Genomic DNA, 22221 nt, shown 5'->3' with positions numbered 1-22221 from the left:
AAATAGGGGGGCGGGAATCCCTTCCCGCCCCATCCGCGTTCACCCGCCGTTGGCGGGATTTGGCTCCGTCGGTTCCGTGCTCGCCGGATCAGTCGGCGGGATCGGCGGCGGCGTCTCACCCCCCGGTCCAGGCGCGGGAGGGGTCGCCGACGTTTTCAACTGTTCAAGGATTTTTCCAAGCTGATCCTGCATCGCCTTGACCTGCGTGTAGATCGCCTGGCTCTCGCTCGTCATCCCAGTGTCGGAGGTCTGACCCCGACCGGTGGTGACTGCCTGCGGATTAGCGATGCTGCCGTTGATCGGGACGGCAATAGGCATCGACGCGGTAAGTTCCGGCCGGATGTCCTGCGTCGGATAGGCGCTCACCGTCTGCGCCGGAGATTGCGAAGCACTCCCGGTGCCGGTCGCCGTGCCGGTCAGGCTCGGCGTGGTGTCGCCGGTGGTGACGTTGATGGTCACGCCGCTGATAACGTACCCGCCCTTGGCGTCCTTGCTGGCGTTGCCGGTGCCAGTGCTTTGGCCCTCACTGGCTACGCTGGCATAGTCGGCGGCTTCGATCTTGATCGCATCGGGATTGGGCAGCCCGCCGTCGGCGGTGGTATTGAGCAGCCAGACGTTGACCTGCGATCCCTGGCTGGCCGCGTTCTGATCGGTGGCCACCGGCGTCGCCGCCATCTGGTCGGTCTGCTGAGCAACCGGCGTGGAGGTTTGCTGCCCACAACCGCCGAGCGCTACAAGCAGCATGATGATCAGCCCGGCCCCCGCGAGTCCACCGAGAATCTTTTCCGGCCACGTTGTTCGGTTGTGGAAGCGTGCCAGCCGTGCGGCACAGAGTTCGGGCATCAGGTCTTCATCGTGCATGATTTTCTCCTGTTTGAAAAAAGGGGATTCTGCGAAAAGACGTGCCGCCCTCGACCGGACGCACGCCGATAGTCACGGCGCGCGCCGGCACATGAAAGAAAAGTTTTGAGCCGGGGCGACCATGCGCCCGGTCGAAGGCGGAATCAGTTCGGTGAAAAGTCGGAGATGTCTTCGCGCGGAGTGATCGGGCGTGTCGATCCGTCTGTGTCGCCCGTGCGCCGTCCCTGGCACCTGCGTTGGCCATTGCGGATTTCTCCGAATGGCCGGCTGACTTGCGGCGGGGATGCTAAAACAAGCGGTCGTCGCCTGTCAAGAACTTTTTTTTAGGGCCGGATGTTATTCACGAATCACGCCGTCGCGGATCGTGATGACAAAGTCGTTGTAGGCGTCGCCTTCGACTGCCGAGATTTCACCTTGAAAGCTGAATTCCGAGTTGATTCTTAGCCGCGGCAACTCGCCGGGATACGGCACCTGCAGTTTGATTCTCACCAGCGCACCATCGCAGTACGCCTCGACCTGGTGACCGATTGGATTATCTCGAATCTCGACAACCTTCCCTCGCCAGTAAACCTCCAGCCCGACATAGCCGGCAATACGCCGCGCCTTTTCGGCCCGGTCCATGCCGGAGAGCTCGCCGATGATGATGGCCGGCGTCTCCTGGATGGTCAGTTCGCGCGTCTCCCAACGAATACGTTCCTCGAGTTTTCGACAATAGCCGCGCAGCCACTTCTGACTCGGTGCGATAAGCAGAGTCCGCTCCACCTTGCCCTCGGCCCACTCCTCCATCATCGCTTCATGCGCGCCCAGAAGCGACCGCTTCTGTGATGCGCTGAGGCCGACCTTGTCAGCCCCGGCGGCCATCGCCCGAAAGTAGCGGGCCAGCAGCTGCCCATCCTCGCGGCGCACCGCCTCGGCGTCTTCCACCTTATCCGAGCGGCTCAATCGATCGAATTCCTTTTGACACTTTGACAGGCGTTTTTCAAGCGCCACGACCTGTGACGCGAAGGCCCTGTTCTGCTCTGCGAGATCAGCCACCTGTCCCCGCAGTCGGACTAGATCATTGTCCTTTTCCCCTTTGTTTACGGGGTCCTTGCCACTGGCCGGCGGCGCACCCGCCGCAAGCATGACACAGAGTAATGCCGCAATCATGACACGACCTCCCTTCTCACCAGACCGATCACCGGATGAATCGCCGATACTTCCCGCGTCTTGAGTCTCATCGGCGGAAAGTGCGGATTGAGCGGCTCCAGAACGTAGTCCAGCGGCTCCACCAAGCGCTTGCCCATCGTCCCCAATCGCACCCGCTTGAAGGTCGCCGTCCGCTCCGGGCCGAAGATCACCACAGCGACCATGCCGTCCCGAAGAGTGCCATTACTCTGGCCAAACTTAGGCGAGGCGATAATGATGTCGCCATGCCGAAAGTCCGGTTCCATGCTGGCCCCGTCGACGGACAGCCCAAAGGCATTGGGATCGTCGCACTCGAAGGCGACATAGGCGTCGGCCACCCCGACCGGAAAACCATTGTCGTGAGCCTCCTTCGGTTCGCCGGCGGCAATCGGCGCGACCACCGGGATCAGCCCTTTCTGCCCACAAAAATCCTCCGGCTCAATTTGCTGCGTAGCGCCCAATAGTTGCAGGCTTCTGGCCCCGTCAAACTTCCCGGGAAGAATTCGATAACAGATCACGCTCGATCGAGCCTTCATGCGGGCGGGAGCTCGCCGCTTGCCGACCGATTCAACACTGCCGAAAGGTGTGGGGCCTACCTCGACATGGTGGGGCGGCCAGTCCTTCGTGTCATCGAAGAGCCAGTCAGTATCTACCCCCAATTGCCGAGCCAGCTTGACCGCCCGATCCGCGCGCGGCATCTGCCGCAGGGCGACCTGGGTTCCCAGCCGTCCTGGATGCAGTCCGACCGCCCGTGAGATCGCCGAAACGTTGCGATCCCGCAGCAGCCGGTCAAGTTTGTCATGCCATTTCACAGCCCGATTATCGCCCGCTTCACAAAAAGTCGATTATTTTCATCTTTTCGTGTTGCCTTTTCATCTTTTCGCTGTATCGTTTAGGGTATGAGCAAGCAGATCGCGGTCGATTCCGAGTTGCACGCTCGCGTGAAAAAGGCGTGCAAGGCCCTTGGGTTGAAGCTGAACGGCCTCACCTCCCGCCTTTTGCGCGAGTGGGTCAACAGAACCGAGCGCGAGATGAAGCGTAAGGCCGGCTGACTTGCCGGCCCGGCGGTGTCTCCGACGAGATGTTCTCGCGGGCCGCACGAACGGGGTGAGTCTGCGACGGCTCAACCCTCTTTTTTGCCAACCCCGGCGGACTCATCATCCGCCGGGGATTTTTGAAAACACGGTCGGCGGCGCTCTCCAACCCGATCGAGCCTCCCTCGCCGCCGGCCCTTTTGATAAGTCTGCCTCACCGCGACGCAGCGGTCGAGCGAATAGCGACGGATTCTTTCGCCACGGAGGGCACTATGACCAGCGAGTTCGACGTAATGCCCTACGACGCAACGCTCCTGGCGAAGGTCATCGAAGAGCGAGGTATCACGGTCCAAGCCTTGGCCGCACGTGCCGGCTACGACGACAAGTCGGTTTACCGCTACCTATCCGGCGAGCGCACAACACCCTCGACCGTCCTTCGCGCCGCCTTCGAACTCACCGGCGACGTTCGCCTGGTGACGCTGGTATCCGGCAGTGTGCCAGTTTGCTGGCACACCATCGGTCACACCCACCCGGCTCAGGCCAATGGCCCCCAGAATCAACAGCCCAGGGAGCCGGAGCGAATCCCGCCGATCGATCAACTCTTTCCCCAGGCATCGACGGCGATCGAGCAGTTGGCCGCCAGCCTCAAGTACATCCACAAGATCGTCGCCGACGGCCGCATCGACGCCAGTGACGGGAAGGCCATCGACTCATTCAACCGCCACGCCGCCGAGGCCCAGCGCCTCATCGCCCTGACCACGGCGGCTGTATCCGCTCACCAACAAAGGAGCGTCGCATGATCGCCGATATTTCGAGCTCATCACCCGCGACGGCTGAGGTCGCGAGGTCAGGCGCGCCGGGTAACTCCGGCGCTTTGCCGCACCGCCACGGACGGCGCGAAGATGCGATGGATCGCACGCATGACGCGGCACCGACCGTCCGTGGCGATTTTTCTCAATCACCCCCGCCGCCCGGCGCGGAGTGGAACGTCCCGCCCAATGCGCCGCACGTCGTGAGCGCCCAGGTCTGGGCCGACCGATGGGCTGACCTCGCCATCCGCAATCTGCGATCGCTCCGCCAGTGGATCGAAGAACACAGAGACGGCCTGAATCTTTCGGAGACCGCGACCACGCTGGAGCGCATTAACGACGAGATGCGCATGATCACCCTCGCCGGCATCAGCGACGCGCCGTTGGTCCAGAAGGGACGGCTCATCGACGAGCGAGCCTGATTGGAAGGTGCCCTATGAATTGCCCGCAATGCGAACAACCCGTCGCCGCCGATCACTTCCACATTGGCGAGTGGACCGACGAGTTCGACACGCGCGGCCGCGTTTCCGGATGTTACCGCAGGATCACGATTCATTGCGAGCATTGCGGCTACTTCACCGCCGAGCAGGATGGCCGCCAGTTCATCCGCCGCGTCACGCACCACGCCTCACCCAACGAAATCAACCGCGTCGCCCGCAAGCTCCCGACGCGCACACTGGAGAAGGTGCCGGCATGAAGGCCCGCGAATTCAGAGAATTGCAGGTCGGCGGCAAGAAGGTGGAGGCGGATCACTTCCGCCGCGTCAATCACACCAGGATCGTCATCGACGCGATCAACAAGGCTGAGGCCGAACTGCCCGAGCGAGAATTCCACGTGATGCTCGACGAGCTCGCCAGCGACATCGTTTCCCGCCAGTCCTTCAGCGACATCGACGATGACATGGAGGACGACGACTAGTGTCCCTTCCCGCACAGCGCCTGCAGCTTTCGACTCAGCCGGCCGACGCCGACTGGATCACGCTCGCCGAAGCGGCGAAGAAGCTCGGCATCACCGTGCGCGCCTGCCTGTACCGATGCGAAGGATGGCAGAACCAAAACCTCGCCCGAAAATTCGCCGGCCAGTGGCAGGTCCACGTCGGCGCTGCTGCCGCCCTTCGAACCGACATCAACACCATCGACCGCGACCTGCATCAACTCGGTGAACTGCGCCGCGCCAAGGTCCCACCCCGCCACATCAAGATCGCCGAGGCCCGCCGCGACATCATCGTCGGCTTCGCCGCGTTCCGACTCAGGCACCGCGGCCGCTCGGCCCATGACGTGCTGAGCCTCTACGTCGGCGAGTGCTACGCAACCGGCATGGTCGGCGGCGCATCAGTCATCAAGAAACTTTCGGCCTCCACCTTCTACGTCTGGGCCGCGAAGTACGAAGCGCCGGACGGCGGACTGGCCGCGCTGGCTCCCGAATACAACGGCGGCGACCAGAAACCGCCGACCATCGGAGCCGAGGCCTGGGGCATGTTCCTTCGCCTCCATCACGGAGCCGGCTCGCCGTCGATGAAGGATTGCTGGCGACTCGTGGACACCCTCGTCCGCACCGAGCACAAGGGCGAAGACGCCTGGGCGTGGGGGAAATATCGAACGGTCCTGAAGTACTACGCGGCCAATGTCCACCCGGCCGAAGCGGCCATCACGGCGCAGGGGCCATACCGAACCGAGGCATCATTCCTGCCGAAGATCGCCCGCTCGATCGAGCATATCGCCGCCGGCACCCACCTGTGCGGTGACGAACGCATCTTCGACTTCATGGCCCGCGTCGCCGGCGCGCGCGGATGGGAGCGGTGCCGCGTCAAGGTCACCGCGTGGATGTGCGTCCGCAGCCGCAAGATCGCCGGATGGATCATTTCCGAAGACGCCAACAGCGACACCATTCTTTCATCATTCCGCATGGCCTGCGAGGCGATGGGAACCCTGCCCAACGAAGTCACCATCGACAACGGCCGCGACTACCGCGCCGTCGCCGGCAAGATGCGCCGCGATCGAAAGTGGGATGAGTTCGACTCGAAGCGCGTTCTCGGGGCCTTCGAGCGCCTCAAGATCGAGACGCACTTTGCCCTGAAAAAGCACCCGTGGTCAAAGTCGATCGAGTCCCGATTCAACACGGTGAAGGATCGCTTCGACCGCTTCTTCGCCGGCTTCTGGGGCGGCACGCACAGCGAGCGCCCCTGGGATGCCGAGCGATGGACGAATGAATTCATCGACCAGCTTCCCACGGTGGAGGAAGTGCGCGACCAGTTCGAGGCCTTCATTGCCGCGATGGATGAGGAGACGGTCGAGGGCGACGGCATGTTCGGCCTCTGCCCACGCCAGGCGATGGCCCGGTACTTCACCGCGACGCCGAGGCTGCTGCCCGCCGACGTGCTGGAGCTCGCCTGCTCGCGAATGTTCGGCCCGCGCAAGGTCGGGCGCGACGGCATCCGCCACAAGAACATCCGCTACGGCAAGCTCGACAAAGAGGTCTGGCGGCTCATGGGCAAGGAGGTCTTCTACCTCGCCGATCCGGTCAACGCCCAGCAAATCACCCTCTGCGATGAAGACGGCATTCCGATCTGCGTGGCCTTCGCCGATCGCAATCTCGGCATGACGCAGAGCGAACTCCGCGCCGCCGAGAACATGCGCAAGAGCGCCAAGCGGCAGATCAAGAAGTTCCACCAGGTGCGCGATGACGCCATCGCTTCAAACCCGCAATTGATATCGAAGCTCCGCCGCCGCGCCGCCAAGCTCAATCAGATTCCCGACAGCCAGGTGCCGGCCGCGAAGCGCGAAGGCCTGCGCCTGGTCGGCGGCGACAGCGAGCTCGCCGCCGGCGTGGAGAAGATCAAGCGCGCCGCCGGAGCCGAGGCGATCAAGAAGCTCTCCGACGCCAACGCGGCGGCACAAGCGCTCAACGAGTTCCCGTCGATCGACCTGCGCAACATGCCCGGCAGCGATGCCGAGTCGGCCAGCGAGCCGGAGCGCCACGTCGATTTCAGGTGTTTCAGTGAGGAGGCCCCATTTTGAATCCTGAAGATATCGAGCCCACCGGCCAGGAAGGCCGGGCGATGGACGTCTTCAGCAAGGATGCGAGGGTAACGGCAAGGATGCTCATACAAGACCAACCCATCACCAAGCAGCAGCGCGACGCGATTATCCGCGACCTGAATAGCTACCGTGAAGGCCACAAGGTCGGCGGCAAGCCGATGCCCTGGGCCAAGATCGCCGAGAACATCGGCGTCGGATCGACCGTCGTCCTTCAGACTGCAAGCGGCACCTACAAGGGCGACACCGACCGCATCCTGCGGATGATCGATCAGTTCCTCGCGTCCGAGGACACCCAGCGCAAGCGCCCCGACATACGCGGCTTCCAGCGGATCAAGATCACCGAGCACATCGTCGGGGCCATCAATCAGGCATTGACGCGACGATCCATCGGCGTCATCACCGGCGAGCCCGGCGACGGCAAGAGCGCCCATGCCCGCTGGTTCCGCGACCAGCACGACGGCGCGGTTCTCATCACCTGCGACGACGCCGACTGCGACGCCAAGTTCGTCATCGATGAACTGCATAAGGCCTTCGGCTTCAAGACCTACAGCCCGCACGCGCGCGGCAAGAAGCGTGAGCTCGACGAATACCTCCAGAAGCACCGCAACACGGTCATCCTCGTGGACGAGGCCCAGAAGCTCACCAACGGCGCGCTGGAAATGCTGCGCGGCCTGCACGACAAGAGCGACCCGGAGAACGTGCGAAACGTCCCCATCATCCTGTTCGGCGATGAGCACTTCTACGAGGTCATCGTTCGCACGCGCGGCGGCGATCGGACGCCGATCAGCCCGCAAATCACCTCGCGATTCTTCCCGGTGATCTCGCTGGACCGCGACTGCCTCGATCACGACGCCGACGGCACGCGGATCGCCGGCACCAAGTACACGCGCGAGGACATCGACAAGATCGTCAAGGGCCAGCGACTGCGCATCTTCCGCCCCGATGCCATCGGCCTCGCCGTCCAGTTGGCCAATCTCCCCGGCCACGGGGCCCTGCGCCTGGCCTGTCGCGTCATGGAGATCGCCATCGACATCAAGCGCGGCCCGCAGGTGACCGCCGATGACATCCGCGCGGCATTAGTCCTCTTCATCGGCCCGAGCGAGGCCAAGCTGGTCAGGGAACAGATTTCGGCGGAAGGCCCGCGTGCCGCCGCCAAGGCAGGTTGATCCGTGGCGTTTGAAGTCTTCGACACCAGGCCGAAGGGCTCGCAGCCGATTCCGAGCGGTGAAATGACCGTCGGCGCAGGCGGGCGGTGCAACTTCCCGATCGCCGACCTGATGCGCCTGCACATCGAGAATGAGGCCACGGTCCTTTTTGACAAGGAGTCGCGGCAGATCGCGATTCGATCCCCCCGCCGCAGCGAGAGTCCGATGCGGCTTTGCATGACGAAGGGCCGGCTGTGTAAGCGGCTCGCCCTGTCGAAGGTTTTCAGGCTGATGGATTTGAGGCCATTGCCCGGTCGCAGAGAGACGACCGTGAAGGATGACATGCTGATATTTCGCGTCGCCTGATTTCGGGCGGCGCATTGCACGGAGGCAGTTTTAGTTATGCGGTGTCCGATCTGCGGAGAGTTTGAGTGGCACTCATCTATTGCCGGTTCTGAAGAGAACCAGCATCGGTGCCCGCAGCGCGTGCTCGACGAGATCGACGAAGACCGCGAGGCCGACTTCGACGCCCGGCAGTTCGGCCGCTCCTACGCTGATCGACTCAATGACGGCATGGCCATGATCGGCCTGACCGGCGACGGCCAGTCGCGCCGGGCAAGGAGGGCCGCGCCGTGAAGAATCCCTACGACGCCGACAACGTGCTTTACGCGACTTTGATCGAGCAGATCGATCATGATATCGCGGCGGCGCGTGACCGGGTCGATCGCACGCGCAAGCGTTTCATGGAGAGCCAGGCCAACATCCACTGGACCCGTCACGTCGCCGCCCGGGCCGATCTCGTCCGTCTTCTCCGCCAGGTGTGCGGCTGCGAGTCCGACCTCCGCGCCGTCAACACTGAGCTCGACAAGGCCCGCGCCGAAAGGAGGGCCGCGCCGTGAAAGCCCTCACGATCTGCAACCCCTATGCATGGCTGATCGCGACGGGCAAGAAGCGCGTCGAGAATCGGACGTGGTACACCGGCTATCGCGGACCGCTGGCGATTCACGCAGGCCTTTCGCGCCAATGGCTCACGACCGAGTACCCGATGCCGGACAGCGGGAAGTACTTCGGCGCATTCCTCGCCGTCGCCGACCTGGTCGCCTGCCTGCACACCGACGATATCGATCGCCTGTCGATCCCCGAGGAGTACTACTGGGCGCGCGAGCATCCGCACACCAACGGCCCATGGTGTTTCATCCTGGCGAACGTGCGCCAACTGGCTGAGCCGATCCCGAAGGCCGGCGCTCAGCAACTTTGGAACGTCAAGGAGCCGTGGATTTCTCGCATCAACGCGGCGCTTCCGCAGGAGGCCACCGCATGAAGAAGCACCTACTGAAGCTCGAATTCGACGGCGAAAACTTCCTGGTGATTTCCGACCCGGCGCTGGCTGCGTTCAAGCGCGAGCGGCCGGAGATGCTCCACGCCATCACGATGGCACTGATTGATTTCGCCGTGTCCTTCGCCCGTTGGAATAAGGACCGCCACCCCGACAAGTCCTTTAACGTCATCATCGACGGAGAAAGCGGCGTCGCTCTTCGCGGCATCCCCGGCTCACTCGCTCCTGGAGGTCCCGCATGACCGCCGCCGCGCGATCCTATTCACCCCGGCCCATCACCGAGCCGCAGCGCAAGGCCATCTTCGCCGCCGCACGGCAGCGCGGCATGTCCACCGATGATGTCCGCGCACTATGCCCGAAAGGCTCCGTCTCGATGCTGTCGAGTCTCGAGGCCTCGCGCGTCCTGGACCGCCTCAACGGTAAAACCGACGACGACCGATCCCGCCGAACCAAGCGGCGTAAGTCCGGCGCGCGCGACGTGACGCGCATGATCTCATCCGACCAGCTCGCCTACATCGACAAGCTCCGCATCTGCATGGGCTGGACCAAGCGCCACATGGGCGAGCACCTCGACGCCAAGCATTACAAGTCCGACCCGTCGCGCAAGATGAGCGTGATGCAGTCCTCGCCCGACGCCGTCGCCGTCATCGAGCACCTGCGCAAGATCGCGACGCGCAAGCTCCACTTCCACGGCGTCAATCTGGGCATGCGGAAAGCCGACGAGCCGAACGTCAAAGAGTTGCCCGCGATGATGCGCGTCCTGCCGCCGCACGACGCCCTGATAGAGCTCTTCACCGAGCGCTGCGGCCGCTGGCGCACAGCCAACCCGGAATCTGACTGGGCCAAGTGGGCCGACGCCGAGGCCCAGGCATCGGGCCGGCGCACGAGTTGCCCGACCACCTGCGCCGAAATGGCCCGGCTCATCGAACGCATGGAGGCCGAGCTCTTCGCCGACCCGACCCTGAGCGCCGCCAACGAGCCCGACGAATCAGACGACGATCCGCCCGCCGTCATTGCGAAGATCGGAGGGGCGCGATGACGATAGCCATTTGGCGTTCTCCATCCCGATCCGACCGTGGATTCCGGGTTCCTCCAACGCTGCCGGTTTTTGGTTACGGCTATAGTCACTTTCACAAGTACTTTGGCGGCCGACGAGTCCGCAAGTCCCCAGAATGCGGGTATTTCGAGAGCCTGAACTGGTCACGATGGGCCAACGAGCGATACGTTTACTTCATTCAGTCCGTTGCATCCCGGCACATCAAGATTGGCGTCTCCTCCAGTCTCGAAGGTAGATTCCGTAGTTTTTCAAATGTGGTACCAGGAGGAATTCGCATCCTGGCGATCACGCCCGGCGGAGAGGACATCGAAGGCTGGCTGCACACTCACTTTGCTCGACTTCGCATCAACGGCGAGTGGTTCCTGCCGCATGATTTCTTGCGGTACTGGTGCTACCTGATTCGCTTCTTCCAGTATCGGTGGGCCTTCATAGATCAGGACACAAGGCGTTTGCTGTGTCGCTACACAGTCCGTCGCGATCCATCGTCACGCGTGTTCTTTCGGCTCCTTCACAAAGTAATCAACGTGCACTTCAGCGACGACATTCCCAAGTGGATTATCCAGGAGGCCGTCGCATGAGCGCTCAACCCGCACTCTTCAACGACACCGCCCCGCGCAAAAAATCCGCCTCATGCTGGAGCGCTGACGAGAATCAGTTCGCCGTCTTGACGATGACCACCTGGAACAACGTCTTCAAGCAGCTCGCCGGCGGCTACAGCGTCTATGACAAGCGGCACAACCGCTTCGTCGCCATCCAGTTCCACCGCCGCAACTGCGCACGCCCGGCCGCCGAGCGATTCACCGACGACGATGTCTGCGCCGCGATCACCGCCTACGCGACCTGCCCGGTCAATGTGAAGCTCTCAAGCTGGAAGCGCTACGTCGACTGGATGCGTGAGGCCGAGGAAAACATCGACCACCAGCTTCGCCGCATCGGCCGCCCGATCGGCAAGACCAACGGGCGCTACGCCGCCGCCGTCCGCGTCGTCGAAAACCTCGGCGTCGGCCGCTTCGCTCAGCAGGCCAATCAGGAGTCGATGGCCCTCACCGAATACCTGCGCGGGATCAAGGTCCGCATCGACCGCATGCGCCATCCCCGCGCCGCCGACAAGGCCACCCGCGCCGCCTGCCTGCGGCTGCTCGCCCTGGCGGCGCGCTACAAGGCCCTCGACAAGACCGACCGCGACGCGCTGCGGGCGCGGGCCGACACGGCCTTCACCGCCCTCAAGGGCCGCTCCCCGATGGAGAGCGGAGACGACTGCACCCTCTGCCGTGCAATCATCCTGTCACTGATGGACTTCGACGCCCGCCGCGCCGTGGCGAGCCGCGACAACAAGGAGACCACGTGACGCTGACCATCAAATTAGACCGCCGTGACATGTGGATCGGTGCGTATTGGGATGCGGACAAGCGCACCCTCTACATCTGTCCGCTACCGATGCTGGTCTTCATTTTCCGACGCGACCCATCAGACGTGGAAAGACGCAGGGCCGCGCGCACCGAGGTCGAGCTCCACACCGCCTCGGGCTACGACTGCCCCGAGTGCGGCCGCGAGAACTTCGTGCGCATGATCCGCCCCGAGTCGATCGACCGCGAGGAGACGATCGTCAAGCTGATGGAGAGGTACGACATCAGCCGTGAAGAGGCCGAGGCCAACGAGGGTGAGTGGGTCATGCAGCCGACCCACGTCACCTGCGCCTACTGCGACCTGGAATTCACCACCAAATCAGACAGCCCGCCCGATCGCGAGGAGCCGCACCCATGACCCGAATCTCACCTGTCGCCTGTCTCCTGCTCGCCTCTCTCCACACCGCCGCTGCGGAGATCCCGTGGCCGGCCGAATCGCTCAGCGCCGCGACCAACCTCACCCACGTCGAGGGGCCCGGCGTCAACGACTTCCACGTCAACCTGAGCTCGGCCTTCTGGAATCCGCAGACGCGCCGCCTCTGGGTGTGCCGTAACGGCGGCACCGGCGGCTCGAAGTTCTGGGCCCTGCGCGAAGACGGCGCAGGCGGCTTTGAAGTCGATGATCAGAATGGCCAGCGCGGCGAATGGTCCAACTTCGGCGACCTCGAAGCCATCACCCAGGCCGACTACGGCGAGGCCGTCGTCTATTTGCTCATCGAGGGCGAGGAGCGCATCAGGGAGTACTCGATCGCCGACTACGGCATCGCTCCGCTCGTCAATGACTGGAACACAGCACCGCACCTGCCGACCAGCGGCAGCGCCGGGGCCGAGGGGCTTTGCTTTGTGCCCGACAGCTTCCTCGCCTCGCAGGGCTTTGTGGACGCCGGCGGCAATCCCTACACCAGCCGCGGCGGCATGGGCGGCGTCATGCTGGTCGCACACCAGAACGGCGGCAGACTCTACGCCTTCGATCTCAATCGCTCCGATGGCAGCTTCGCTTTCGTCGGCTCCTACCAGACCAACTATCCCGAAAGCTGCGAGCTCGCCTTCGACCGCTCCGATGGCCGGCTCTACATCCTGCACGGCGCAAACTGGAACCGCATCGAGGTCGCGACCCTGGGCTCAGCGCCCTACGGCGGCGAGCGCCGCATCAACGAGTTGTTCACCTACGGCCGCCCGGAGGGCAGCCCCTCGAACTGGAATCTAGAGGGCTTCGCGGTCGCTTCGAACGCCGATTGCAGCGGCGGCCGGCGCAGCGTGTTCGTGACCATCGACGACGGCGGGCCGGACTCGCTCTTCTGGTTCCGGCAGTTTCCCTGCACCCACAGCCCGGGCGGCTATGACGACGACGACATCACTTACGCGAGGCTCATGTTCGACATGCCGCTGGACCTCATGATTCAAGGCGAAGCGCCGTGTGGCGCTTCGCCGCCAGGGATACTTGATAGCCAAGGAGCAATCATGCAATCACCCGATGGCCCTCCGGACCAGACCAGCGACGAGGCGAGCCCGCCGCCGCCCGGCCCCATGCCGCCCGAGCAAATCCACCCCGTCGAGGCCCCGCCCGTCGAGGGCACCCCGGTCGAAGGCCCGGTCGGCGGATAAGTGCAACCCGCACGGCACCGGCGATGGCCGCCGGTGCCGTGTCTCATTGAGGAAGACGTGAGCGCCACGAAGACAAAAATCCCGCTGGCCGATGCCGAGGCCCACGCGAAGCGCCTTCGAGACCTGTTCGACGGCTGCTACGAAAGGTGGGAGTTCGCCGGCTCGATCCGCCGCCGCCGCCCCGAGGTCGGCGACATCGACCACGTCGTCATCTCCAAGTGGATCGAGGTTCCCAACGATCTGTTCGGCACCATGCGGTTGGAGTCCGCGATGGCGATTCGCGCCCATGAGCTTTGGCGCGACCGCATACTCATCATTCGCTCCACCGGCGACCGCCGAACCAGCGTCACCTTCGAGGGCGTGCCGCACGAGCTCTACTATTGCTTCGCGGAGAACTGGGGCCCGATCCTCGCCATCCGCACCGGCAGCAGCGACTTCGCCAGGTGCCTCGTGACGCGCCTGCGCCGGCGCGGTCATCGTCAGCACGAGGGGTATCTCCACAGGGTCCTGGACCACTGCACCGGCAGGTTCAACGAATCATTCGGTGATGGGCAGTTTGGTGAGCGGCTCGATTGTCCGACCGAGGAGGCCTACTTCGCCGCCGCCGGCCTCAACGCCAGCGACTGGCCGCCCACGCGCAGAGAGGTTGGCCCGACTTGAGAATGGTGCAATGACCGATGCCGCGAAAACGTCTCAATCTTCTCGCCGAATCGCTGGAGCGACTGCGCTCCGAATCTCATACCCCGCGCCCCGCCTACCACTGCGTGCCGTCGAAGAACAAGGTTCAAAGCGTGCAGATGAGCGCGCTCGATGCATCGGCGGTGCAGCGCGCCGATCCATCCGGACAGCTGAAGCCCTGCATCCTGCTCACGGCGGTTGTGCGCGACAAGACCCGGTCATCGATCGGGATGAGATTCAACCTGGCGGAGGCCCGCCGTCTGGCGACCGACATGCTGGCCCAGTGCAACGCGATCGAGTCGGACTCCAACCAACCGGCCGACGCCGCCGACAACTGGGTTATATGAGAGAAGGACCGGCGCGTCGGTTGGCCCCGGAATCCGGGTGCCGACACTCGTGTTGTCGCACGAGGATTTATCACGCCGGCCACGTTCGACCAGCTTATGAATCGGCCCCGGAGCAAGTGAAATGTGAGTGCCATCCGCCAAGCAACATGACGCCGAGCAGCTATCAGCCCCATTCCCGTATTACGGCGGCAAGCGCCGCGTCGCGCCCATCATCTGGAAGGCGCTGGGCGATCCCACCCTTTACATCGAACCCTTCATCGGCAGCGCCGCCGCACTGCTCGGCAGGCCGCTGGATGAGGGTTTCCCCGGCAGTCGGCTGGAGATCATCAACGACGCCGACGCCTTCGTCGCCAACCTCTGGCGATCGATCAAACACAACCCGGCCGCCGTCGCCCGCAGATGCGAACATCCCCTCAGCGAACTCGACATGCTGGCCCGGCACCGCAGACTTTGCGACCACAAGCGCAAGCGCCGCCTGGTCGAACGCATGGGCCTTGAGCCGGAGTACTTCGACGCCGTCGCGGCGGGAGACTGGCTCTACTGCAAGAGCGCATGGATCGGCGGCGGCATCTGCGAGGCGGAGTGGTTCGGCCCCGGCGACGCTCGCAATCGCGGAACCTGCATCAACGCCGGCAAGATTCCCCAGCTCAATGTCAATGGAACCTTTGCCAGGTCACGACGCCAGGCCGTCACGAAGATCATCACCGCGCTGTCAGACCGACTTCGTCACCTATCGATCACATGCGGAGATTGGTCGCGTATCTTCTTCCCGTCGCTCATGCAGAAGCATCGCTGCGGCATCTTCCTCGATCCGCCTTACGCCCACTCGACGGGACGAGACAAGACCCTCTACCGCATCGAGATGGAAAGCACCGATGGTGTCGCGGAGTTCTGCCGCCGGCATGGGAAGAAGAAGAACGTGCGGATCGTCCTGGCCGGCCTCGACGGTGAATACGACCTGCCCGGATGGCGCGTCATCCCCTGGTCGGCCAGTCACTGCTTTGGCCGTGACGAAAAGAGCGGCAAGCGCCACCTCGAACGACTCTGGATCAGCCCGCATTGCCAGCCGGTTGACGTCGCCGACGCCCCGCACCGCCACACCAAGGGTGCCCGCTGGCGACCGCGATCAAAGCCCGGCTCGAAGCCCGTTCGACGCCATCGCGAACGATCGTCGAGCCGCCCTCGATAGGCCAGCCGTTGCCCACGGTTCGCGCCACGTTGCCACGTGTCGCACCGCTGTCACTCGTCCGATGAACCACCAGGCCGGCGCGTCGGGGCCTAGAAGGTTCGCCGCCGGCGCTTCCGCGCTTCCTTCTAGGCCATCGGAAGCGCCCCCTTCCAGCCGGACCCCCAAAATCGCCATTAACTCACGCACGCATCTAGACTTACAATCCGCTCGCCCGATGGGACGCCCGTCCAGAACCCCAGCGCGGATTGTCCGAAATCGCCCCCTTTTTCCAGTTTTCGGAAAATGCCCGTTTTCCCCCTAAGCCTAGCCCATAGCAACACTTGTGCCAGTTTTGCCCCCTAGAAAATTTTCCAGTTTTTCTAGGCGCGAATCAGTTGGGGCGTTTCGCTTTTTGGGTGATTTATCTGCTCGCATTCGAATGACTCCTCCACCCCTGCCGGGGTGGAATTCCTTCTATGACGCTGACCACTGGTTGCGCTCGGCTTGCTTCGCGGCGCCTTGCTCCACCAGTGGCTACAACCCGGCGCCCCATTCGGGGCTCGAGCGGGGGCGATGCATTCGAGGGTATGTGCACGCGCCCTGCCTGGGCTGATTTTTGGCGCGGCGATGCGACGACTTGAAGGTGACATAAGGTGACACAAGGGCTTTGGGAATTGTGCCAACACTTGTGGCGGGCGAGGGTTGGGGCGCTTCGAGTTTTTGGTGGTTTTTGGTGAAAAACGGCAAGGTGAAACAGGACCGGTGTATGCGCGAATGAGCACGGAAAGTTTCGGGAAAGTTCGTTTGTAAGTCATTGAAAAACGAGTCGGGAAGGTGACACAGAGTGGCAGAGGGGTTGCGGGTTGGGGTATGAGGGCGGCGGGCGCGGGAGTGGGATTGATGGTGGACATCTCATAGTAGATATTTGCTCCGTGTGCGCGCGGATTCCCTGGGTGTTGGGCGAGGTTGGTGGGTGGAGAAGAGCCCCCGGTCATTGACGCGGGGGGTGAATATTTTGGGGGGTGCGGTTGCGCGGGGGGTGACGGCGGCGAGGGTATCGAGCGCTACGTCGTCACCCACAAGGGGTGACGCTACGGATGGGGCGTGGGGGCGCACGTGAGCGGGCGGCGCTAGTTTTTTTCTTCCGGTTTCGCGGGCTCCTGGCGGTAGGGCAGCTTCAGTTCAAACAACTTCAGGCGTCGTTTGAAGCCGTCGGTGCCGGCGGTCTTGCCGCTTTCGGCGGCGAGGCGGATGGCGGTGCCTTCACACTCGAATGCGCGGTCGAAGTTTCCGTTGGCCGCGTGGGCCGTGGCGAGGGTGTCCCAATAGGAGGGCACGTCGGTCGGCTCCTGCTTGCAGACGCGCTCGGCCAATTCGACGGCCTCTTTCTTCGCCTTCTCGTCGGACGCCGGATTCGTGGCGAGGCCCCAGGCCAATGCGTTGGCGATCGCCACCGAATCGGGAATTGTCTTGAGGCCCGAGCGGAGGACCGACTCGGCCTTGGCGAATTCGCCTGCCTGAAGATGGCTCGACGCCAGGAAAATCACGGCGGGCTCGAACCTGGGATCGTCCTTGATGATGCTCTGCCAGGCGTCGTTGGCCTGCGACACATCACCGGCGGCGGAGAGTACCCGGGCAAGGACATGACGCAGGGGCGAGCTATCACCGGCGCTTGCCAGAATTTTGCGATACTCGGAGACGGCGGGCGCATCGGCCTTGACTTCGGGATCGCCGGCGCCGGTGCGCAGGACGAGGGCCGCCTCATCAAAGGAACCCTGCCCGGCGAGGTATGCGGCGCGTTGGGCGAAGAAGACGGGATAGTCGATGAGCACCTTGCCGTCGGCGGGCAGGTCGCCGGCGTCCATCGCTTCGCCCATCATTCGGAGTCGGCCGGCAACGACGGGCGCGAAACCGGAGAATACGGCGGCCGATGACTTTCGCTGGTCGACAAAGACCTGAGCCAGGTTGGAGAGGAGTGACCGGGCAGTGTCACCGGGGGCGGGCTCGCCGGACTTGGCGACCTTGAAGTGTTCGATGGCAGGGCCGATGCGGTCGAGGCAAAGACAGGTCATGGAGAGTGCGAGGCGAATGGAGCCGTCATTGGGATGGAGCTTGGCGGCCTTCTCCAGAAAGGGCATCGCGTCTTCGGGCCTGCGCAGGCGAAGCATGAGGCCGGAGTAGAGGCGCAGGGCGGCGAGGTTGTCCGGCTCCTGCTGAACGACTTCCTTGACGAGTGCGCCGGCGGAGATGAAGTCGTCGGTGTGGGTCAGGGCCTGCGCGAGGTAAAGGACGGTCTCCAATTGAGCGGGGGCCAGTTCGAGGACACGGCGGAAGCGCGTGACGGCCTCGCGATAGCGACCGGCCTTATCGAGCAGGACCGCGGCGGCGTGGAGCAGGGCGACGTCATCGTTGTTGCGCGAAATCGCACCTTCAAGGAGGCCGATGGCTTTCTCAAGTCTGCCTTCGCCGGCCAGGCCCTCGGCGAATTCGAGCAACTCGGTTCCGCTCGAACATTCGGCGTACAAATCGAAGAGGAGCGGGTCGTTGCCCGGTGGGGCGGCGGTGCCGGACTCCGAGAGTTGGCGATGCATCTTCGCGTCCTTGAAGCGCTCGGCCTTGTCGAAGAGTTCAGCGAGGGCGGCGTGGGCGGCCGAGTATTGCGGCGCGAGCTTGACGGCCTCCTGAAGGTGCTTGATCGCGTCGGCACTGCGATCCTGGGCCATGCAGGCGCGCCCCAGACCGAAATGGGCGCGGGCAAGCCTGGGATCGGCAGCCACGGCGGACTTGTATTTCTCCTCGGCGGCTGACGGGTCTGAAGTGAGAAGGGTGTCTGCCCAGGCGACGAAGAGCGGCGCGAACTTCGGATCGAGCTTGGCGCCGCGCTCGAAGGCCTTCTGGGCGTCTTCCCGGCGATAGGCCGCCATGTCCGCAAGACCTTCGTAGTAGCACCATCGGGCGTCGTTCGGCGCCAACTGCGATGCCCTCTTGAAGCAGTCGGCGGCGATGGCGGGCGCGGGGATGAGATACCGCATCGCGAGTCGCCCGAGCTTGTCTGCGTGATCGCGGTGGGCGTCTGCCTCGGCGTAGGCCTCTTCGATGTGTTTGCGGATGCCATCGGGAATGCCGATGAGGTTGACCTCTGGTGGCTTGTCACCTGCCTTCGCGTCGTCCTCGAAGCCGATTGCCGGGCGAGGCGCTGATGCGAGCGCGGCCGTGAGGATCGCCGCGATGGGGAGCAGGCGGCGGAGGCGTGCAGCCCCGGAAACAGAATCTTTTTGGTTTCTCAATGCATGGCTCATGGACGGACTCCGGGCGTTTGTTTTGGGAGATTATCTCCGAGATGGGCGGTCAGCGAAATCTCCCCCGATTGGCCGAAGGAATGATGCCCTATTGTCGCGGGCTCCACATCAGAATCGGCAGCAAGTGGGGACCCTGTTCTATCATTCCGGCGGGCGAACGGGATGGCCGCGGGGAGGCCGGGCAAACGTCGTCGGTGGACCGCCGAGGACATTGGCAAGGAAAGGGACATCGTGATAAGCTTCACATCCCCTGGGACGGGGCCGCATTTCGGCGGTACCGCCCGATAAATATCCAGCGCAAGCGCCCGGGAAATCGCATGGTCAGCATCATCGTAGACGGAAAGACCCTCAAGTGCCGAGAAAAGATCCCTGTTCTCCAGGCGGTGCTTGAGGCCGGTTGGGACGTACCTCATTACTGCTATCACCCGGACCTCAGCATTGTGGCCTCGTGCCGCCTTTGTCTGATGGAAATGAAGATGCCCAATCCCAAGACCAAGGAGATGGGTTGGGCCCCGAAGCTCTTTCCAAGTTGTCAGACACCGGTGAAGGACGGTATGGAGGTGCGGTTTGATTGCGAGTCAGTTCGCAACAATCAGAAGCACTGCATGGAGTACTTCCTGCTGAATCATCCGCTGGACTGCCCGGTGTGCGACCAGGCCGGCGAGTGCTACCTGCAGGACTACAGCCAGAAGTTCGGTCATGCGACCAGCCGCATGGTCGAGGCGAAGTACAAGAATCCCAAGAAGGACGTCGGCAGCAAGACTCTCTTGTATCAGGATCGCTGCGTCATGTGCTCGCGGTGCGTTCGCTTCTGCGATGAGGTCGCCGGTACGAGCGAACTTTGTTTCGTAGACCGCGGCAGCCGCGTCGAAATCGACATCTTTCCCGGTGTTCCGCTGGAGAACGCGCTCCAAGGCAACGTGGTTGACCTCTGCCCGGTGGGATCGCTTCTGGATAAAGACTTTCTGATGGAGCAGCGGGTCTGGTACCTGAAGGAAGCCAGCAGCGTCTGTGCCGGTTGCTCGCAGGGCTGCGCCATTCACATCGACCACAACCAGGGCCAAATCTGGCGGCTCAGGCCGCGCTGGAACCCGGGTGTGAACGAGTACTGGATGTGCGATCCCGGACGATTCGGCTGGAAGTACGTGCATGACGAGAAGCGGCTGAATCGGCTGATGGTTCGCCGGGGCGCGAAAGTGAATTATCCCGATTGGAGCGAACTGCCGGACATCGCGCGGGTGCGGCTGGAGCAGGCCGTTGCGGCGAATGGGGATGAGAAGGTGGGCTGCGTGCTCTCGCCGTTCATGTCGTGCGAGGAGGCGTGGCTGGTGGCGCGGTTCATTCGCGATGTCGCTCCGAAGGCGGTTTTGGTGATGGGGCCGGTGCCGGTTTCCGGCGAGGACGAGACATTTCCGAAGGGCAACGGGGCGCCGGTTCGCTTTACGATCCGCGCGGAGAAGTGTCCAAACCGGCAGGGCGTGGAGATGATTCTCAGTGACGCCGGCGGAACGGTTGTCTCATTTGATGAATGGGTTACGAAGGCGGGCGAGGGCGTATTTGCGGCAGCGTGGATCAGCGGGGGCTATCCGACGGATTGGGTCACGCCGGCGCTGGAGAAGTCGCTGGCGAAGATTCCGCTGCTATTTGCACATGATATTTTCCCAAGCAAGCTGACCGAGGCGGCGACGGTGGTTGTGCCCGGTTGCTCGTGGGCCGAGCGGTCCGGCAGTTTTGTCAACGTGGACGGGAAGATTCAGCCGTTTGAGGGGTCGATCCCGCCGATCGAGGGCTGTCAGCGAGACGGTAACTACCTCGCCGCCCTCAACGGAATCGAAGGGCTCTATCAACCGGCGAAGATCCGCCAGATGATGGCGGAGAAGATGCCGAAGTTCCTTGAATTGCACGTCGCGCCGCCACTCGCCGCGCACGCCCACTAAAGGAGTCGAAGCGTGGCCTTTATCAAGGCGCATCCGATCATCACCGGGCTGCTCGCACTGACGATCGTCGGCAGTGGGGGGCTGACGCTGGCGATCTATGCATGGATCCACTGGCGCGCGCCGGTGCAGGCTATTCTGGCTGACCAGTTTTACTTTAGTCTGATACTGGCCCTCGTGGTCTTCGGCCTGATTATGACCGCCGTGGCGTATTCCATTTTGCTGGAGCGCAAGATCTCCGCGTGGATGCAGGATCGCTACGGTCCCAATCGCGTCGGGCCGATGGGTCTGTTTCAGCCGATCGCCGACGGCGTGAAGTTTCTCCTGAAGGAAGACGTGATCCCGGCGAACGTGGATCGTGCGCTCTTTCTGCTTGCCCCGTGGCTGATTTTTATCGTCGGGTTGATCGGCTTCGCGGTCATTCCCTGGGGCGGAGAGTTTCGCTGGCCGTGGATGGATGCGGACGCCGCGCCGCTGGTCGCTCAGGTGGCCACCGTCGATATCGGCTTGCTTTACATCATCGCCGTTTCGTCGATGAGCGTGTACGGGGTGGTCCTTGGCGGCTGGGCCAGCAATAACAAGTATTCTTTCTATGGGGCGATGCGTGCCGCGGCCCAGATGCTTTCTTACGAGATTCCGTTGGGCATGGCGGTGCTGATCGCCATCCTGGCGACCGGCTCGCTGCGGCTGGAAGAGATGGTGGATTATCAGCTTCATCACGGCTGGATCGTGATGTACCACCCCATTGCCGCGATGATTCTGTTCGTCACCGCCCTGGCCGAGGCGAATCGAATGCCCTTCGACCTGGCCGAGTCGGAGCAGGAGCTCGTCGGCGGGTATCACACCGAATACAGCGCGATGAAGCTGGCCATGTTTTTCCTGGCCGAGTATGCCCACATGATCACCGCCAGCGCGTTTATCGTGTGCCTTTATTTCGGCGGGTCGCTGATTCCCGGGTGGGACTGGCTCAATACGAGCCAGACGGCGGGGGCCATGCTTGCAAGAATGGGCGTCCTGATGGGCAAGGTGTTTCTGTTCATCTGCCTGTACATGTTCATCCGCTGGACGCTGCCGCGGTTTCGGTTCGATCAATTGATGCGGCTGGCGTGGAAGTCTCTTGTTCCGCTGACGATGGCCCTTGTGGTCGTTCAGGTGCTCATTATTTATTTCGACGCGTCGGCCTGGTGGGCACTGCCGGCGAACGTGGGGTTGCTTGTGTTCGGCGGGTTCGTGGGGCGGTTCAGCGGCCGCGTCATCACCGGCCGGCAGCACAGCTTGAGACGGTCGGGCGGCGGAGCATTCGCCTACCGATGAGGATTCGGAAGTGAGCAATCATC

26 protein-coding genes are annotated in these 22221 nt (G+C 63.2%); 22 read left to right on the top strand and 4 right to left on the bottom strand.

The window, feature by feature from the left end; genetic code table 11:
* Positions 1-39: 39 nt before the first annotated feature.
* From HS101_16055 to HS101_16045, 3 genes are all read right to left on the bottom strand, one after another.
* Positions 40-861, bottom strand: coding sequence for a hypothetical protein (locus HS101_16055; protein ID MBE7507780.1), 822 nt, complete (start codon positions 859-861; stop codon positions 40-42).
* 336 nt (positions 862-1197) lie between these two features.
* The gene (locus HS101_16050; GenBank protein MBE7507779.1) at positions 1198-2010 is read right to left on the bottom strand and encodes a hypothetical protein; all 813 of its coding nucleotides are present in this window, start codon (positions 2008-2010) and stop codon (positions 1198-1200) included.
* The gene (locus HS101_16045; GenBank protein ID MBE7507778.1) at positions 2007-2840 is read right to left on the bottom strand and encodes a hypothetical protein; all 834 of its coding nucleotides are present in this window, start codon (positions 2838-2840) and stop codon (positions 2007-2009) included. Before HS101_16045 ends, HS101_16050 begins: the two co-directional genes overlap by 4 nt.
* Positions 2841-2927: 87 nt before the next feature.
* Between HS101_16045 and HS101_16040 the strand changes: the two genes are divergently transcribed.
* From HS101_16040 to HS101_15945, 20 genes are all read left to right on the top strand, one after another.
* Entirely contained in the window at positions 2928-3080 is a 153-nt protein-coding gene (locus HS101_16040; GenBank protein ID MBE7507777.1) for a hypothetical protein, read from the top strand.
* Positions 3081-3334: 254 nt separating this feature from the next.
* Positions 3335-3862 (top strand): helix-turn-helix domain-containing protein, encoded by a 528-nt coding sequence (locus HS101_16035; protein ID MBE7507776.1) that lies wholly within the window; start codon positions 3335-3337, stop codon positions 3860-3862.
* Entirely contained in the window at positions 3859-4293 is a 435-nt protein-coding gene (locus HS101_16030; GenBank protein ID MBE7507775.1) for a hypothetical protein, read from the top strand. Before HS101_16035 ends, HS101_16030 begins: the two co-directional genes overlap by 4 nt.
* Positions 4294-4307: 14 nt before the next feature.
* Positions 4308-4568 (top strand): hypothetical protein, encoded by a 261-nt coding sequence (locus HS101_16025; protein ID MBE7507774.1) that lies wholly within the window; start codon positions 4308-4310, stop codon positions 4566-4568.
* Entirely contained in the window at positions 4565-4789 is a 225-nt protein-coding gene (locus HS101_16020; protein MBE7507773.1) for a hypothetical protein, read from the top strand. The genes HS101_16025 and HS101_16020 overlap by 4 nt, the downstream gene beginning before the upstream one ends.
* Entirely contained in the window at positions 4789-6888 is a 2100-nt protein-coding gene (locus HS101_16015) for a DDE-type integrase/transposase/recombinase (GenBank protein MBE7507772.1), read from the top strand. The genes HS101_16020 and HS101_16015 overlap by 1 nt, the downstream gene beginning before the upstream one ends.
* Positions 6885-8075 carry an ATP-binding protein gene (locus tag HS101_16010; GenBank protein MBE7507771.1) on the top strand — a complete coding sequence of 397 codons (1191 nt, stop codon included), beginning with the start codon at positions 6885-6887 and terminating at the stop codon, positions 8073-8075. The genes HS101_16015 and HS101_16010 overlap by 4 nt, the downstream gene beginning before the upstream one ends.
* 3 nt (positions 8076-8078) lie before the next feature.
* Complete coding sequence (locus tag HS101_16005) at positions 8079-8420, top strand: hypothetical protein (GenBank protein MBE7507770.1); 342 nt, start codon at positions 8079-8081, stop codon at positions 8418-8420.
* A 36-nt stretch (positions 8421-8456) separates the two neighbouring features.
* Positions 8457-8690: a hypothetical protein gene (locus HS101_16000; protein MBE7507769.1), complete on the top strand. Its 234-nt coding sequence runs from the start codon at positions 8457-8459 to the stop codon at positions 8688-8690.
* Positions 8687-8953 carry a hypothetical protein gene (locus HS101_15995; protein ID MBE7507768.1) on the top strand — a complete coding sequence of 89 codons (267 nt, stop codon included), beginning with the start codon at positions 8687-8689 and terminating at the stop codon, positions 8951-8953. The genes HS101_16000 and HS101_15995 overlap by 4 nt, the downstream gene beginning before the upstream one ends.
* On the top strand, positions 8950-9375 hold the full coding sequence (locus tag HS101_15990) for an ASCH domain-containing protein (protein MBE7507767.1): 426 nt from the start codon (positions 8950-8952) through the stop codon (positions 9373-9375). Before HS101_15995 ends, HS101_15990 begins: the two co-directional genes overlap by 4 nt.
* Positions 9372-9632: a hypothetical protein gene (locus HS101_15985; GenBank protein ID MBE7507766.1), complete on the top strand. Its 261-nt coding sequence runs from the start codon at positions 9372-9374 to the stop codon at positions 9630-9632. The genes HS101_15990 and HS101_15985 overlap by 4 nt, the downstream gene beginning before the upstream one ends.
* Positions 9629-10429: a hypothetical protein gene (locus HS101_15980; protein ID MBE7507765.1), complete on the top strand. Its 801-nt coding sequence runs from the start codon at positions 9629-9631 to the stop codon at positions 10427-10429. Before HS101_15985 ends, HS101_15980 begins: the two co-directional genes overlap by 4 nt.
* Entirely contained in the window at positions 10426-11025 is a 600-nt protein-coding gene (locus tag HS101_15975; GenBank protein MBE7507764.1) for a GIY-YIG nuclease family protein, read from the top strand. The genes HS101_15980 and HS101_15975 overlap by 4 nt, the downstream gene beginning before the upstream one ends.
* Entirely contained in the window at positions 11022-11795 is a 774-nt protein-coding gene (locus HS101_15970) for a hypothetical protein (GenBank protein ID MBE7507763.1), read from the top strand. Before HS101_15975 ends, HS101_15970 begins: the two co-directional genes overlap by 4 nt.
* Positions 11792-12211, top strand: a complete 420-nt coding sequence (locus HS101_15965; GenBank protein MBE7507762.1) for a hypothetical protein — start codon at positions 11792-11794, stop codon at positions 12209-12211. Before HS101_15970 ends, HS101_15965 begins: the two co-directional genes overlap by 4 nt.
* Positions 12208-13458 carry a hypothetical protein gene (locus HS101_15960; protein MBE7507761.1) on the top strand — a complete coding sequence of 417 codons (1251 nt, stop codon included), beginning with the start codon at positions 12208-12210 and terminating at the stop codon, positions 13456-13458. Before HS101_15965 ends, HS101_15960 begins: the two co-directional genes overlap by 4 nt.
* A 57-nt stretch (positions 13459-13515) precedes the next feature.
* Positions 13516-14118, top strand: coding sequence for a hypothetical protein (locus HS101_15955; protein MBE7507760.1), 603 nt, complete (start codon positions 13516-13518; stop codon positions 14116-14118).
* A gap of 17 nt (positions 14119-14135) precedes the next feature.
* On the top strand, positions 14136-14483 hold the full coding sequence (locus HS101_15950; protein ID MBE7507759.1) for a hypothetical protein: 348 nt from the start codon (positions 14136-14138) through the stop codon (positions 14481-14483).
* A 127-nt stretch (positions 14484-14610) separates the two neighbouring features.
* The gene (locus tag HS101_15945; protein MBE7507758.1) at positions 14611-15672 is read left to right on the top strand and encodes a DNA adenine methylase; all 1062 of its coding nucleotides are present in this window, start codon (positions 14611-14613) and stop codon (positions 15670-15672) included.
* 1109 nt (positions 15673-16781) lie between these two features.
* Here HS101_15945 and HS101_15940 read toward each other — a convergent pair.
* The gene (locus HS101_15940) at positions 16782-18950 is read right to left on the bottom strand and encodes a tetratricopeptide repeat protein (protein MBE7507757.1); all 2169 of its coding nucleotides are present in this window, start codon (positions 18948-18950) and stop codon (positions 16782-16784) included.
* A gap of 317 nt (positions 18951-19267) precedes the next feature.
* Here HS101_15940 and HS101_15935 point away from each other — a divergent pair, with 317 nt between their 5' ends.
* On the top strand, positions 19268-20887 hold the full coding sequence (locus tag HS101_15935; protein MBE7507756.1) for a (2Fe-2S)-binding protein: 1620 nt from the start codon (positions 19268-19270) through the stop codon (positions 20885-20887).
* Between the two features lie 135 nt (positions 20888-21022).
* Positions 21023-22198: an NADH-quinone oxidoreductase subunit NuoH gene (gene nuoH / locus HS101_15930; GenBank protein ID MBE7507755.1), complete on the top strand. Its 1176-nt coding sequence runs from the start codon at positions 21023-21025 to the stop codon at positions 22196-22198.
* Positions 22199-22221: the final 23 nt, after the last annotated feature.

The organism is Planctomycetia bacterium (assembly GCA_015075745.1).
Classification (GTDB): domain Bacteria; phylum Planctomycetota; class Phycisphaerae; order UBA1845; family UTPLA1; genus UTPLA1.
The sequence above is the reverse complement of the archived record's forward strand: the minus strand, read 5'-3'. Positions and strand labels throughout refer to the sequence as shown.

Coding starts and splice junctions, on each gene's coding strand:
- HS101_16055 (MBE7507780.1), bottom strand. CDS start 861: ATGCACGATGAAGACCTGATGCCCGAACTCTGTGCCGCACGGCTGGCA.
- HS101_16050 (MBE7507779.1), bottom strand. CDS start 2,010: ATGATTGCGGCATTACTCTGTGTCATGCTTGCGGCGGGTGCGCCGCCG.
- HS101_16040 (MBE7507777.1), top strand. CDS start 2,928: ATGAGCAAGCAGATCGCGGTCGATTCCGAGTTGCACGCTCGCGTGAAA.
- HS101_16035 (MBE7507776.1), top strand. CDS start 3,335: ATGACCAGCGAGTTCGACGTAATGCCCTACGACGCAACGCTCCTGGCG.
- HS101_16030 (MBE7507775.1), top strand. CDS start 3,859: ATGATCGCCGATATTTCGAGCTCATCACCCGCGACGGCTGAGGTCGCG.
- HS101_16025 (MBE7507774.1), top strand. CDS start 4,308: ATGAATTGCCCGCAATGCGAACAACCCGTCGCCGCCGATCACTTCCAC.
- HS101_16020 (MBE7507773.1), top strand. CDS start 4,565: ATGAAGGCCCGCGAATTCAGAGAATTGCAGGTCGGCGGCAAGAAGGTG.
- HS101_16000 (MBE7507769.1), top strand. CDS start 8,457: ATGCGGTGTCCGATCTGCGGAGAGTTTGAGTGGCACTCATCTATTGCC.
- HS101_15985 (MBE7507766.1), top strand. CDS start 9,372: ATGAAGAAGCACCTACTGAAGCTCGAATTCGACGGCGAAAACTTCCTG.
- HS101_15980 (MBE7507765.1), top strand. CDS start 9,629: ATGACCGCCGCCGCGCGATCCTATTCACCCCGGCCCATCACCGAGCCG.
- HS101_15975 (MBE7507764.1), top strand. CDS start 10,426: ATGACGATAGCCATTTGGCGTTCTCCATCCCGATCCGACCGTGGATTC.
- HS101_15970 (MBE7507763.1), top strand. CDS start 11,022: ATGAGCGCTCAACCCGCACTCTTCAACGACACCGCCCCGCGCAAAAAA.
- HS101_15960 (MBE7507761.1), top strand. CDS start 12,208: ATGACCCGAATCTCACCTGTCGCCTGTCTCCTGCTCGCCTCTCTCCAC.
- HS101_15950 (MBE7507759.1), top strand. CDS start 14,136: ATGCCGCGAAAACGTCTCAATCTTCTCGCCGAATCGCTGGAGCGACTG.
- HS101_15940 (MBE7507757.1), bottom strand. CDS start 18,950: ATGAGCCATGCATTGAGAAACCAAAAAGATTCTGTTTCCGGGGCTGCA.
- HS101_15935 (MBE7507756.1), top strand. CDS start 19,268: ATGGTCAGCATCATCGTAGACGGAAAGACCCTCAAGTGCCGAGAAAAG.